The 14,636-nt window shown below is 53.4% G+C and carries 8 protein-coding genes; 1 reads left to right on the top strand and 7 read right to left on the bottom strand.

The features are described 5' to 3' along the window. Positions 1-15: 15 nt before the first annotated feature. Positions 16-2,058: a M13 family metallopeptidase gene (locus ACYVJM_RS04970; protein ID WP_461147090.1), complete on the top strand. Its 2,043-nt coding sequence runs from the start codon at positions 16-18 to the stop codon at positions 2,056-2,058. Positions 2,059-2,178: 120 nt separating this feature from the next. On the opposite strand, the gene ACYVJM_RS04965 is transcribed toward ACYVJM_RS04970, so the two are convergent. The 7 genes from ACYVJM_RS04965 to ACYVJM_RS04935 all read right to left on the bottom strand — a co-directional run bounded on the left by ACYVJM_RS04965 (position 2,179) and on the right by ACYVJM_RS04935 (position 14,555). Further along, positions 2,179-4,446 (bottom strand): xanthine dehydrogenase family protein molybdopterin-binding subunit, encoded by a 2,268-nt coding sequence (locus tag ACYVJM_RS04965; protein ID WP_461147089.1) that lies wholly within the window; start codon positions 4,444-4,446, stop codon positions 2,179-2,181. Between the two features lie 78 nt (positions 4,447-4,524). Then, positions 4,525-4,980 carry a (2Fe-2S)-binding protein gene (locus ACYVJM_RS04960; protein ID WP_461147088.1) on the bottom strand — a complete coding sequence of 152 codons (456 nt, stop codon included), beginning with the start codon at positions 4,978-4,980 and terminating at the stop codon, positions 4,525-4,527. Positions 4,981-5,317: 337 nt separating this feature from the next. Next, the gene (locus ACYVJM_RS04955) at positions 5,318-6,217 is read right to left on the bottom strand and encodes an FHA domain-containing protein (protein ID WP_461147087.1); all 900 of its coding nucleotides are present in this window, start codon (positions 6,215-6,217) and stop codon (positions 5,318-5,320) included. Between the two features lie 38 nt (positions 6,218-6,255). Then, on the bottom strand, positions 6,256-10,227 hold the full coding sequence (locus ACYVJM_RS04950) for an FtsW/RodA/SpoVE family cell cycle protein (protein WP_461147086.1): 3,972 nt from the start codon (positions 10,225-10,227) through the stop codon (positions 6,256-6,258). Between the two features lie 32 nt (positions 10,228-10,259). Beyond that, a complete protein-coding gene (locus ACYVJM_RS04945; protein WP_461147085.1) occupies positions 10,260-11,549 on the bottom strand; it encodes a serine/threonine-protein kinase in 1,290 nt (429 codons plus the stop codon). Positions 11,550-11,559: 10 nt separating this feature from the next. After that, positions 11,560-13,113, bottom strand: a complete 1,554-nt coding sequence (locus tag ACYVJM_RS04940) for a serine/threonine protein kinase (protein WP_461147084.1) — start codon at positions 13,111-13,113, stop codon at positions 11,560-11,562. Next, positions 13,113-14,555, bottom strand: coding sequence for a PP2C family protein-serine/threonine phosphatase (locus ACYVJM_RS04935; RefSeq protein WP_461147083.1), 1,443 nt, complete (start codon positions 14,553-14,555; stop codon positions 13,113-13,115). Before ACYVJM_RS04935 ends, ACYVJM_RS04940 begins: the two co-directional genes overlap by 1 nt. Between the last annotated feature and the right edge of the window lie 81 nt (positions 14,556-14,636).

Here is a 14,636-nt window from a genome sequence, read left to right as displayed (position 1 = left end):
GACCAGCACCTACACATGACAAACTGTAAAAGTCTAGTTTACTTCTCTCTAACGCTCTTGTTGGCAGTCGCCTGTCAACGAGCGGCCACGCCAACGACAACTATTCCGACAACAAAACGCGTCGTTATAACGGGTATCGACCCGACTAAAAAACCCGGCGATGATTTTTTTAAATACGCCAATGGCATCTGGACGGATACCGCCCGGATACCCGAAAGTCAGGCAGGCGTAGGGGCATATTCCTTCATGAATTACCCGCAACGAATTCGGCTGCAGGGAATTCTGGACAGCGTTTCGTCCCGGCAATTTCCGGCCGGGAGCATCGAACAAAAGGTGGGCGATTTCTACGCGTCAGGCATGGATACAGCCGCCATCAATAAACGAGGGTATGATCCCATTAAGCCCCTGCTCGGCCGTATTGATGCGCTGACCGATGTGTCCGGGTTAATGAAGCTGGTGGCCGAAGAACAGAAAGCAGAGAATTGGTCCATTATTGGTTTTTACGTTGGCCCCGACAATGAACGGAGTTCGATCAATATTTCGGAGTTTAGTCAAACCGGAATTGGCCTTCCCGAACGGGATTATTACTTTAAAACCGATTCGTCAACCGGTTCAATTCAGAAGGCTTACCGAAACTACCTCACCCGCCTGTTTGAACTGACCGGTACTGACGCAGCCACAGCCCGGAAAAATGCGGCTACCGCTTATGATATTGAAAAGCAGCTGGCCACCGCCCACCGGACGAATATTGAGCGCCGGGACGTAAAAGCTAACTACAATAAACTGGCGGTCGCTGATCTTGCCAAAAGACACTCTGCCCTAAACTGGCCAGCGTTGTTGACCAACTTGGGCGTACAGGCTGATTCCGTCAACGTTGCGCAGCCGGGGTATTATGACAAGCTGAACACGCTGCTGACATCCGTTTCCATAAATGACTGGAAAGTGTATTTGAAAGCGCATGCCCTCACTAACTATGCCGGTTACCTGAGTCAACCCTTTGTGAACGAGTCATTTGTGTATTCGAAAATACTAACCGGACAGGCGGCTAAAAAAACTCGGGCGGAGGAAATGACGCAGGTGGTCGATGGATCGCTCGGCGAGGCACTGGCCCAGATATATGTAAAAAAATACTTTCCGGAAGAAGCCAAAAAACGGATAACGGCTTTAGTCAACAACCTTAAAAAAGCTTTTGAAGCCCGGATCAACAAGCTGGACTGGATGAGTGATTCGACCAAAACCCGGGCGAAAGAAAAACTGTACGCCTTTACCGAGAAAATCGGCTATCCCGACAAATGGAGAGACTACTCGAAGGTGGACGTTAAACGCAATGCTTATTTTGAAAACCGCTTGTCGGCAAACAAAAATGAGTACCTCCAAAGCGTGGTGAAAGTAGGGAAGCCGGTCGACCGGACGGAATGGCATACAACACCACCCACGGTAACAGCGTACAACAATCCTCCGCTCAATGAGATCGTTTTCCCGGCGGGTATATTACAACCACCTTATTTCGACGTGAATGCCGATGATGCACTGAACTACGGCGGTGTCGGCATGGTAATTGGTCACGAAATAACGCACTCGTTCGACGATCAGGGCGCGCAATTTGACAAAGTTGGCAACGTAACAAACTGGTGGACAAAAGACGATTATGCCAAATTCAAAGCCAGAACAAATCAGGTAATCGACCAATATGACAAGTTCACGGTATTGGATTCTGTGCACGTAAAAGGGGCCTTGACCGTGGGCGAAAACACGGCAGACATTGCCGGGGTGGCTATTGCCTACGATGCGTTTAAGCTGACCGAGCAGGGAAAAAGTACAACAAAACTCGATGGCTTTACGCCCGATCAACGGTTCTTTATCTCGATCGCCCGGATTTGGCGCGTGAAAACCCGAGATGCCTACATGAGTATGTACGTGAACACCAACCCTCACTCGCCAGCCAAGTGGCGCGTAAATGGCCCGCTAATGAACTTTACCCCATTTTACAATGCCTTTGATGTAAAACCGGGCGATAAAATGTATAAGGCGGAAAAGGACAGAATCGTGGTTTGGTAAGATTGGGATTCAGACCACCGATTCATTCAAAACGAAATACGTCTAAATCTAAAAGGGGACTTTGTTCGAACGTGAACAAAGTCCCCTTTTAGATTTAGAGATAGTAGCCAGTTCTAGCGTTTAGATCCGCTTGTCTAACTCGGGCTTGAACGGCTGGTTATAGTGCCGTTTGCCAGTGGTTTTATACAAGGCGTTGGCCACGGCACCAAACACCGGTGGGAAAGGCGGTTCGCCCAGGCCGGTTGGGTCGATGTCGTTTTCCACAAAATGAACGTCGATCTGCTTCGGCGCTTCGTTATGGCGAATGATGCGGTAGTTATGAAAATTACCTTGTTCAGGAGCCCCGTTCTTATGCGTAAGCGCCCCGTAAAACGCATTGCCGATGCCATCGACGACGGCTCCCTGCACCATGTTTTTAGCTGAATCGGGGTTGACCACGATACCGCAGTCAATGGCACTGAATACCCGCTCCACATACGGCTGCCCATCGCGGGTCACCATATCGACCACGTGAGCCGCGTAGGAGTTGTGGCAGAAATAAGCCGCCACACCCCGATGGTATTTCTCTTGTCCGGGCGTCGATCCGCCCGCCTTGTTCCAGCCCGATTTATCCCGCACCAGGGTGAGTACACCTGCGTATCGGTCGGCATCATATTCATTATTTTTGCCTACCGGATTTTCCTTTGCCCGTTTCAAGAGCTCCAACCGAAACTCGATCGGGTCTTTGCCCATAGCCTCGGCCACTTCATCCAGAAAGGATTGTTCGGCGGCTGCGTTGAAGTTCGAACGTGGTGCCCGGAAGGCCCCAATGGTAATATTGGACGGAATCTCCCAGCCTTCGGCCAGGTAATTGTCCACGGCTCCGGCCGGGAAACGGTTGGCATGAATGGCATGTTCCGGTATACCTCCCCCTTTAACATGGAAACCGATCAGGTTTTTATTGGCATCCAAAGCCGCCCGATACGTGGCCGTGTACATCGGGCGATATATGCCATACGTCATATCATCTTCGCGGGTGTAGATCAGCTTAATCGGCGCTTTGACTTTCTTCGAGATTAGAGCCGCTTCGGACATATAATGAGCATATGCCCGGCGACCAAAGCCACCACCCATGCGCGTCATTTTAATCTCAATCTTGTCGGCAGGAAGATTGAGAATTTTCGACAGCGTGGGTTCAACCCATCCCGGTGCCTGTATGGGGCCAACAAATACGGCTTTGTCATCCATTACATGGGCGAAGAAGTTCATTGGCTCCATGCAGTTGTGCGCCAGAAATGGAGCGTTGTAGGTGCGTTCAATAATCTGAGCCGCATTTTTAAACGCCGTTTCGGGGTCACCGTCTTTTCGTAATTGCTGAGCCGGTCTTTTGGCGTACTCCTGCATTTTTTCGAGCTGGGCAGTCGTACTCTCCAACTCACCCGGAACAGTAACCTCGCGTTTTCCGCCCCGCCCCGCCATGGTATCTTTGGTGGCACCGGCTGGCTCCCATTGGGCTACCAGCTTTTTGCGGGCATTCATCACTTCCCAGGTCGTTTTGCCTACAATAACCAGCAGATCGTTGAAGGTGCGGGTGTCGAAGCCACCTTGCTCGAAACCATCTTGGTACAGTTTCAGACTAAAAACGTCTTTAATGCCCGGCATTTTCATGGCTTGCGACGCATCGAACGACTTAAGCTTCATGCCAAAAGCCGGCGGGTGCTGAATCATGGCGATCAACATACCATCTGCCCGATAGTCCAATCCAAACAGGGGTTTGCCGGTAATGACCTTGAGACCCTCGACGTTTTTCTTCGAATTCCGAACAATGGTAAAATCCTTCGGGTCTTTTAATTTCACGCCTTTGGGCACGGCAACAGTAGCCGCTTTACTGGCCATTTCGCCATATTTCGCTGATTTGCCGCTCGAGTGATGCAATACACCCGCTTTGGTCGTTACTTCAGCGACTGGCACATTCCACGTTTGGGCGGCTGCCTCACACAGCATTTGCCGGGCGGCTGCTCCCGCTTCGCGGAGGGGTTTCCAGTACATCCGAACCGAATTGCTGCCCCCCGTAAACTGGGGACCCAGCTTCGCGTTGTCGTGCGGTCCCATTTCCACGACCACGTTTTTCCAGTCGGCATCCAGTTCTTCGGCCACCATCATGGGTAACGAAGTCATTACATTCTGGCCAAACTCTGGATTGGGGCACAGAAGTTTAATGACGTTGTCGGGGGTAATCTGGATGTATCCATTGAGTTCGACCCACTGCTCGGGCAGGTTCAGAGCCTCCAGTTTGTCAGCAGCTTTTGCGCTCGATAACCAGCTAACGCTGAGTAGCATACCGCCACCCGAAAGCAGTGAAGCTTTCAGGAAAGACCGCCTGTTATATGTTGTCTTAGTCGTTTTCATGTCAGTAAGGGATCATGGAAAATGTACAATGCATAATGGCTGATGTTCAGTAGTTAATGGCCCATTATTCACTATCCATTATTTGGCCGAGGCTGATTTGATGGCTTCTTTGATGCGCAGGTACGTGCCGCATCGGCAAATGTTGCCGCTCATGCCGGCGTCGATATCGGCGTCGCTCGGATTAGGATTGGCTTTCAGCAAGGAAGCGGCACTCATGATCTGGCCCGCCTGGCAGTAGCCACACTGAGCCACATCGTGTTCCAGCCAGGCTTTCTGAACCGGGTGATCGCCGTTGGCCGATAAGCCTTCAATTGTCGTAATGGCGCCTTTGCCGACGACCGAAACGGGCAACTGGCAGGAGCGCACAGCCGTGCCGTCCAGGTGGATCGTACAGGCTCCACACTGGGCCATTCCACAGCCGTATTTGGTGCCTTCAAGATTGAGGTGGTCACGCAGAACCCAAAGCATTGGCGTAGATGGATCCACGTCCACCGGCCTGACTTTTCCGTTGATTTTTAACGTATACTTTGCCAAGGTGAAAACTGGTTAAGGATATGTACTAAGCGTTTATAAAAACGGTTACCTGTCAATACTTCCGCCTTAGGCGCTTGCAGGAACGGCCACTGGAATGCGTTCAGAACCAGTTTCTGCCGGGTGCTAATCACCAGCGTCCGGATTAGGTGAGGAATGTACAAATATCTGATTAGTAGCTGAAATAAGTGGTATACAGATTACAGATGTTCCTACCACTTTTACTGATTCAACGGGCTTAGAACATCCGCAACTGCTCACGAAGCAGCCGCCGAGACAATTAGGCAGGACTCGATAAATTAACGTTACCCGTTCAGGAAGTCAATGGCACAAATTACGTTTAAACGGCTTCGAACAGAAGTGTCACTTCGCCACCCAGCTCAATCTGGTCACCGGGTTGCAGCGGATACCCCATGCCGGGAATGTCGGCACGGTCCAGGCTGCCGTCCAGATGGAAAATCTTGGTTTTATTCCCGCTGGCCGGTAAACCACCGGGGTCGGCCAGCAGCGAATATTGTCGTCGGGCGGCATCATATCGGATGGTGGCGTGTGCCCGGCTAACGGCCCCGTTGCCCGCGCCCCGTTCGGCATCGAAGCCAGGATCATCCGCGTTCACGATAACAATATCATTTGTCCGAACTCGTCCCGATGCTGTTTGAGTCGAATGACCCCGCCCGATACAGTAGCTCGTCTTTTGCGCGGGATCGAGTAGATAGGCATCTTGTTCGGTCTGCCCTTTTACCGCCACAAGTCGAGCCAGCAGGGGCGAGGTATCCGGTTTACCCTTTTCGGGAATAATCAGCCCCAGATTACCGTCCCGGTAGGTACAAGGTGGCAATGCATCCGAATAAAATGTATACGCAAAACGCCAGTCGGCTGGCAGTTGGATGTAATTATCCGCTAGTTGCCTGGCAAGCTCGCTCCGGAATTTACCCGGCTGATTGGCCCATAGAGCAACGTTATACACGTCCTCTTCCTCGGTAGTTGCGCTGAGGATGCACAAATTAAGGCTCACGGGGGCCGTTTCGGGTTCGTTTTGATAAGGACGTAACTTGTCGATAACGAACCGAAGCAGGCGGTCGCGTTGCTGTCCGGCGGGAGGTAGTCCTTTCGAAACGGGCTTTGGCGTTTCCTGGGCTTGCTCTAATCCGGACTCCGGTTTAGCGGGTTGGGCGGGTGTAAACCCAAATAAGTTTTTGACGCTATCCAGCAGGCTCATAGTCTTTCCGTGTAGTGGCATACCATCCGATTCCGTTTGAGGGAAACCAAAATTAGCCGTTAAAAACTTCCTAAATACCCCTGCTGTTTCAGGATCGGGGCCACAATGCTGTTGGCAAGCTGAACGGCTTCTGCCGACGATTCCCCTAATTCAATGCGAACACTAACCACCGTATGCGACCGGCCATCAGGTGTGGGCGCAAAGAAAACATACCAGCCGTCATTCCGTCGAACGCCCTGCACGATACGCTCCGGCGTACCGGTTTTACCCGCCACCCTTGCTACGCTGATTTTAGACCGGCCTTCGGATGAATTCGACTGATCGATCATGAACGATTCCAGTTGTTTCGCGTAGTTGGCTTGTTTGGCTATCGGCTGTCCGGCTGCTATCGGCTGGGGCTTTCCGGCCAGGTCCAGCAGGTACCGCGAAGGTTGTAAAATCCCTCCATTAGCAATAGCGCCCGCCATTCGCGCCAGAGCCGCCGGGGTGGACGTTAACTGCCCCTGCCCCCAGGCTAAGCCCGAAAACTCACTGCGGTACCGCCGGGGATATTGGGTACTGTTGTACAGGTTTCGGCGAATAACGAACGATGAGTCGCGCCAGTGTTCGCGTATGGCGCTGCGTTCGGATTCGGTACGGGTGTCGGAGAAGGAATAGCCGCCTACAAAGTCGATGTTCATGCCCGTAGCCAGGTACAGATCGGCCAATTGGTTATCCAGCTTGTGGTCATTGGCCGTACGAATAAAGTAAACGTTACTCGACCGAACAATGGCCTTTCGCATGTCGACCGTTTCATTGCAGGGCTCAGACTCCCGCGTACCCCGCCGAATAATTTCCTCGCAGGAGATCCGGTAGCTAACGTCCGAAGCCGACGAACCCAGTTTGTTGAAGGCCGCCATCGCCGTGAGTATTTTGGCCGTTGAGCCGGGAGCCGTGGGGTAGGTCATGCCCAGGTCCCGTTCGGTGACCAGATACGGTAATTTTTGCCGGTCCCGTTCCGCCAGCAGCATGGCATCGGGGGTTTGAAGATTAGGGAGTGGGTGCGTAGCGGATGTAAGCACATCGCCCGAAGCGGCATCCAGCACCACTACCGAAACCCGTTTATCCCGAAAGCTGGATTTAGCCAGCGCGTTTTGAATGGCTACCTGTAACTCCGCATTTACACTAAGGTGTAAGTCCCGGTTTTTGGCTTTCCGTTCGGCTACTTCGCGGCTATCGAGTCCGGCGCGTAAGGCTGGGGCCAGTTCGCTGTAATCATAGACCGACAGCGTTCGCGTTTGCTGTACCGACGGACTGAATCGGTCGGCCCGGAAATCGGTGGTGACCAGATCTGTCTTACGGGGGCGGCTGTTGAAGCCCCGTAACTCGCTGAGGTGGGCAGCTTCGGCATAATACCCGTTGCTCTGGCCCCAGAAGAGCTGCGTGTTAAGATCGCCTACCCAAAAGAAGAGCTGGTTGCCAAATGGGTAATACCGCTGGAGTCGTTTTTTCGTAAGGCTCTCAACAACATCTTCTTTCAAGCCGCTTTCTTGTAGTTTTCCGAGTTGCTGCGTCACAACATCCGGTGAGCTTGCTGCCAGAACGAGCCCGTTGCGGTCGTAAATGGTGCCGGCAGCTATCGCTCGTGTAAGTCGTTCGATGCGGGGGTTGTAGCTGTACACCGGGTCGCCGTTGCGCGTAATGACCCGGGCAGGCCGAACGATGTAGTCGCGACCACGCCAACTGATGATTGGCAGTAAATGCCCAATCAATACCACAACGCCCGCCAGAAAACCGACGATGCCGGCCATCAGCACAACGTCGTAATGTTTTTCGAGGTATTCACGCTGTTCGGCCTGCCCCGGTCGGTGGGCAACGCTGAACACGGCTCCCATGGCCGTGAGGTTGATGATGAGTGAAATTTTACCGTAGCTCAGAAACGGTACGCTGATGCCGGTAAGCGGCAGTAAGCCAATGGAGCCGCCGGCAATGATCAGAAACTGCGTTCCGGTGGCGATGGCAATACCGGCAATCAGGAAAAAACTGAACGGCTGCCCCGCCCGACGTGCGTGCAGAAACATCCGGTGAAGCAGCACGCCAAACAGCAGAAAGACACACACAACACCCAAACCACCCAGTTCTTCGCCCAGACTGGGGAGGATCATGTCGGTATGAGCGGCTGGAATGGAATTGGCAAAGGCCTTGCCCAAACCCTGTCCCGACCAACCTCCTGAGGCCAGTGCCCAGTAGCCGTGTGCCAGATGGTCGCCCCCGTACACATCGTTGTTCCAGGGGTTGAGCCACATGGCTTTTCGATCGGCAAGGCGGTCGCCAACGGACGGTAACCGATCGCCGAAGGCAAACATGGACATCACCAGCAGTAATAGAATTGGGGCTTCGGCCAGGAGAGCCGCCCAACCCAGTCCGGTTTTCGAACGGGCATCCCCCTTCAGAAATAAGTACGCAATGACAGCTCCCAGACTAAGCACGGTGGCGAGCCAGCCCGGTAGGAGCCACAGCGCCAGGCTGTAGCCTATCCCCGTTGCCAGGGTGATCGGGAGGTTTCCCCGGGCAATACTGTAGAAAAGCAGGAAGGTAAAACAGACTACCAGCGCCGGTCCCATATCGCCCAGTAACAGGTACAGCAACATGAGCAGCCCGGCCCCTGCCAGTGCGCCAAAGCTCACGGTAAACCGCCAGCGCAAATCGGGAAGTTGCCGAAGTTGCTGCTCATTAGCGGCAAAGAAACCCGCAAAAAAGAGCAAAAGCAGGTATTTGGTTATTTCACTAGGCTGGAATGTCAATCCCAGAAATGACAAATTGACGCGTACTCCACTGCCTTCCGGCCCTGAGCCCAGCAGTAGGGTAAAGGCCGCTAACCCGGCTGCCAATACCAGCCATGTCCAGCCCGAAAGCCTCACCGCGTTGTGGTTTCTGTATGAAAAAAGCCAGTCGTACTGCCAGGTAGCGTAGAAACGGCCAATGTTCAATTGCGACAACACGGTCATGCCCAGCAGGCCAAGGGCTATACCCTGTACAGTTTGCCCGGCGTAAAGCATATCCTGCAAAGGGTCCTGAATAGCAAGTAACGTCAGGACAGATAAGCCGGTCAACAGCATCAGAATGGGAAGCAACAGTGGATCGGGCCGGAAACGACGAATTGTCCAGACTAGCTGTACGATCCAGAAAGCCAGCAGAAACCCGCCCACAATGATCCAGAACTGCCGGATAAAGGTATCCGGATTACGAACGGTAAGGGCATGGTCGGTTTTGAGCTGGCTATAAACCGTGGACCCAATAAGCCGCAATTGGTGCGGACGTGCGGTAAAGCGGACATCCTGATTACCGGTGAGATGCGACGTGCCCTTGCGAGTGCCAAACTCGAATCCGGGCTTTAGTGGCACGACACTATACCCTAAGCCCGCCTTCAGCCCCGTAAAGGTGAAATTTCCGTCAGCATCGGTACGGGCGTAAATGTACCGGTCGGCCAGGGTATCCGGCTGAGCGGTGGCCGGGTGGCGTTTGAGCTGAACCAGCACGCCCGGCATGGGTTCATCGTCTTTCGTGACTTTCCCGCTAAAAGCTGCTGTGCCGCTGCCAGTGTTTACGCTGGACGGATAGGCTTTGGGGTTTGTTACCTCCCGGTTGTACAAGATCGAATCGAAGCCCATTTGCTGCCGGGATAACCGTAAGCGGCTCTGGAAGTCGGTACCACCAATGCGGCTCCGCCACTTTACCGGGGCGACTATTGAAAACTGACGTTTATTTATAGCACCCAGATTGTCGAGTGGGCCGTTCTGCGCCAGTTTAGCGGGGAGTGAATCGGCAATGAGAGTAACGTCTTTGGCGTCGGTGTAGTAGTTGCCACTCGTTAAAAGCCGTTCAATAGCCGCCGACTTTAGGTCCGTTGTCAGGTTGAGGGCCTGCCCGCTGGCATAAGCCTGTTTGGCCTCATTAAGTGCTGGTCGGAAGTTAGTATACAGCCGATAAAACAGCAGCAAAAGCATGACCGAGGCAACAGGTAAATACAAACGTTCGGTGAGTGATTTCATGCAGTGTTGGTTAGTAGACAGGACAGGAAAAACTACCGGATGGAGTCCTGCACAGCCGTTGAATCGGGCGTAGCCGTGGAACCACTGTTTGGCGTTACTGCTGGTGGTACTGGCGTGATCTCTACCGAATCTGTCGTTGTTTCTTCTTCCGATTCCGGTTCTGTTGTGGCTGCTGTGTCTCTGCGCGGTACGAATTCCTCGGTCGCCGTTGAATCCCGGTTGAGCGCGGTCGAATCTGCTAACGTCGAGGCCGGGGTTTCTTTATCGAGTCCTTTGTAATAAATGGCAAATCCGATAATCAGCCCCGCAACAACAACGGCCAGTGCAATCAGCCAGGTGTTTGACTGAGGAGCGGGCTCATACGTGGAGGTAGGTTCGTAAGGCTCGACTGGCGGGGTTACCGGCACGGGTGCTGCCATTGTCTGCGTTCGTGGCGTTGGTACAGGTGCCTGCCGAATACCGGATCGGTTGGCTTGCAGCAGTTCAACATTAGCCTGACCAAACAACAAGGCCAGTTCGGTAATGTCGCTAAGGCGTTGAGACGGATCTTTAACGAGCGTCCAGTCAATGAGCGTTACCAGACTGGGTGGTAGATATTGCCCCGATGGAAGTGCCAGCGCCGGCGGTTCTGTTCGCAGTACCTGCCCCATGAAGGTAGCAATCCCGGCGCTGTCGGCCATTGAAAACGGCACTTTACCCATCAGGCATTCGTAAAAAACCACCCCCAGCGAGTAGTAATCCGTGGCGACATCGACTCCTCTGGGATTATCGAACTGCTCAGGGGAGGCATATTCGTAAGTCATCAACGACTGTCCCGTCATGGTCTGTGTTTGTTCCCGTAATCGGGCCACGCCAAAATCGGTCAGCAGGAAATGGAGTTCGCCACTGGGCAGGGGCCGGTACAGGATATTCTCGGGCTTAATATCCCGGTGAATGATCCCCTGCGGGTGAATGGCATGAAACGCTTCGGACATCTGCAAGCCCAGCCGGATGGTGGTTGCTACACTCAACTGCCCCTGTTCCTGAATAAGCGTTCGCAGGTTTCCGCCCTCTACCCATTCCATCACAATAAACGGAAGGGGCATATCCAATTGCACTTCCCGAACCCGTACCACATTAGGGTGGCGGATGCTGGTCATTATTTCCGATTCGACCCGAAATCGGCGGAGGGTTTCAGGATCGGTGTTCAGGGTAAAATGCTTGATGGCTACTAAATCGCCCGAGTCCAAATGCCGCGCTTTCAGCACGCGGGCATTGGATCGACCGAGTTCGCCTATAATTTCGTAACCCGGAAAATGGGTGTTGACGCTTACAGTTGGCATTGGTAGTTTATTAAAACGACTCAGATTGGGATGACGTCAGTGAATCGGAAGCCGGTGGAATGTCCCGCGACTCATAGCTCGCTACTTTACAGGTTACGCGCGTTCCCCGATCGCTGTTAGGAGCCGCCTGAATAGGTGATGAATTGGGCTCCACATGATTAAAATATACTTTTTCAGTTTTGTAGAGGCCACCGCCATCTTTATAATAGCTAACCTGGACCACCACATAGGTAAACGACAGCCGGGTTGGATTATTCAACTGAATCTGCAAATGCTTGATCCCTCCAAACAGTCCGACCCTGAAATCGACGGCTTTAGCCCTAATATTTTTCACCGCGGCCAAAGCTTCCTGACGGATTTTTGCCCGCTGTCTGGCTTCTTCTTCCTGTTGGCTGATCCGGGCGGCTGCGGTGTCGGATTGGGCAGTCGAGGCCGCAGGATTGCGCGTTGTTGGTTGTTCGGCCCGGAACGAATTACCTTCTGATTCCGGGTCGCGCTTTGCCGTGAGGTAATACACGCCCGCCAGCATAATCACCGCTAAGGCAATGAAACCCATAAGCTTTACGGCACTGATTCCCTTTCGGGATGCTCGTTCCTGATGGGATCCCGAGGCCGAAGTTTGTGTCGGCGTTGGCTGACTGGGCTGAGTTGGAACGATCGGTTTAGGCGTTTCAACCACCGGACGAATTACGGTGGCGCGGTTCGATCGGCCCGCTTCCAGATACGCCAGTTCGGCCTGCTTGAGCAACCAGGTCAACTCATCCGCGTCATTCAGTCGCTCGGCGGGATTCTTCTTAAGCAGACTTTCCAGCAGGGGCGTAAACAAACCCAGCGACTGTCCATTTGCCGAAACAGTCAATGGGGGCGGGGCGTCGGTCAGCACCTTATTCATAAAAGTAACAATCCCCGAATGGTCGCCCATGGCAAACGGAACTTTACCCGTCAGGCATTCGTACAACACCACGCCCAGCGAATAATAATCGGTGGCGGTGCTGACACCCTTGGGGTTATTGAACTGCTCGGGAGAGGCATATTCGTAGGTCATCAGCGACTGTCCCGTTAACGTGTTTGACTGCTCGTGCAGCCGTGCCACACCAAAATCGGTCAACAGGAAGTGCAGTTCTCCACTGGGCAGGTGGCGATACAGAATATTGTCGGGCTTAATATCCCGGTGAATAACTCCCTGAGCGTGAATGGCCCTGAATGCACTGGCCATTTGCAGGCCGAGCCGAATGGTTGTTGGAATATCCAGGTGGCCCTGTGCTTTGAGAAGGTCACAAACGCTCCCACCCTCGATCAGCTCCATAACAATAAAGGGCAGTTCGGCCTCCAGTTGCACCTCCCTGACTTTCACAATATTGGGGTGGGCGATACTGGTCATAATAGCCGATTCCCGCTGAAATCGGCGGAGTGTCTCATCATCGGTATTCAGCGCAAAGTGTTTGATAGCGACCAGTTCGCCCGTATCCAGGTGACGTGCCTTGAGGATTCGGGCATTGCTGCGGCCCAACTCACTCAAAATTTCATAGCCGGGGAATCGGGTGTCGAAGCGTACGGTAGTCATCAGGGACGCAGGGGTTTAGTCGGAGCAGGCACGGATTGCTTTTGCACAGAAACCGTAACGATGGTATTCAGACAAGTGTCCTGCCGGATAGCCGCCCGCACGGGCATCCCGACTTGCCTGAAATATACATTTTTTAGTTGGAGGATGGCGTTGCCGTTTGTTTCAATGCCCGTGTCAAATCCATTGATAATCAGGTTGTCGAGGCTGGTCGCACCCTGTCGGTTCACCCGAAGGGCTAGCCGGGCGCTGGCTGTGTCGGCAGGTATGAGGACGGTCATCCGGTTGCTGCCCAATACAGCCAGCAAGGAATCGGTGATCAGGAGCGGCTGGTTGATGCGGACTGTATCATCGGCCAGTACCAGCCGATGGTCTGTGCTTCGGTGGGCCGCCTGTACCAGGGAGTCAAGTTTAGGGGTGGCCTGTACCGTTAAATCGACCGTATCGGCCGTTGAAACCGCGGTGTTCAGGCTATCGGAGGGGATGAATGCGGTTTCCGATGGCCAGGATTGATACCAGTAAATACCACCCGCCAAACACAGCAGAACAATGATCATAGCCAGCCACCGACCTGTTGAAGAGGGCTTGACCGGTTCCGATTTTATAGGATCTACAACTGGCGAAACGGCCGTTTCGCTGGCCCGTTCGGAAGGAATGACAGTGTTTGTTTCGGTAGTAACAGGCCCGTTTGCCGGGGTATTGTGTCGGGCGAGTACTACGGTAATATTATCGTTACCGCCCTGGTGGTTGGCGAGCCGGATCAATTCGGAGAGTTGCTTATCCAGCGAAACGCTCTGGTTCAGGATCGCTTTAATCTGGGCTTGGGTGATCATATCCGTCAGGCCGTCGCTGCACAACAGCAACTGATCGCCCGGCAGGAACGTTGTTTCGCTTGATTCCAAAAAATCGGCATCATCAACCCGATGAGTGGTAAGACCCACTTCACGTAAAATTTCGTTACGGCGGGGGTGCGCCATAGCTTCGACCTCGGTCAGTTCGTTGGCATCTTCCCGAATGCCCACCATCGAATGGTCGTGTGTGAGTTTCATCAGGTCGCCCCGCCGGTAACGGTACAGCCGTGTATCGCCCACGTGGGCATAGTACAGCTTATTGGTACTTGTATCGGCCAGAGCGGCTGTTAACACACAGCACATCTGGCCCAGCTTAGGGTCTTGCTGGCGTTGCTCGTTGATCTGATTATTGGCAAACACAACCGCTTCGCGCAGCATGGACAGGGGGTCGCCGTTGGGTGTTGCCATGTACCGCTCAATGGCCTCCCGGGCAATGGCAGCTGCCCGGTCGCCCCCGGCATAGCCGCCCACACCATCGATTACCGCCAGTAACGCGCTCGACTCCGACCAGAGTGGGGTGCAGATAAACGTGTCCTGATTGTCCTTCCTGCGTTGGCCAACATCCGTTAAGCCGGCGATTAGTAAGTCATTCATTCGAAACGAAAAAAGTGATCGGATAAGTGGTTCAGTTTTACTACAACTCCGCCCAAACCGGTTGGTTTGGTTTTATCGGGG

The organism is Spirosoma pulveris (assembly GCF_054781875.1).
The sequence above is the reverse complement of the archived record's forward strand: the minus strand, read 5'-3'. Positions and strand labels throughout refer to the sequence as shown.

Coding starts and splice junctions, on each gene's coding strand:
- ACYVJM_RS04970 (WP_461147090.1), top strand. CDS start 16: ATGACAAACTGTAAAAGTCTAGTTTACTTCTCTCTAACGCTCTTGTTG.
- ACYVJM_RS04965 (WP_461147089.1), bottom strand. CDS start 4,446: ATGAAAACGACTAAGACAACATATAACAGGCGGTCTTTCCTGAAAGCT.
- ACYVJM_RS04955 (WP_461147087.1), bottom strand. CDS start 6,217: ATGCCACTACACGGAAAGACTATGAGCCTGCTGGATAGCGTCAAAAAC.
- ACYVJM_RS04950 (WP_461147086.1), bottom strand. CDS start 10,227: ATGAAATCACTCACCGAACGTTTGTATTTACCTGTTGCCTCGGTCATG.
- ACYVJM_RS04945 (WP_461147085.1), bottom strand. CDS start 11,549: ATGCCAACTGTAAGCGTCAACACCCATTTTCCGGGTTACGAAATTATA.
- ACYVJM_RS04940 (WP_461147084.1), bottom strand. CDS start 13,113: ATGACTACCGTACGCTTCGACACCCGATTCCCCGGCTATGAAATTTTG.
- ACYVJM_RS04935 (WP_461147083.1), bottom strand. CDS start 14,555: ATGAATGACTTACTAATCGCCGGCTTAACGGATGTTGGCCAACGCAGG.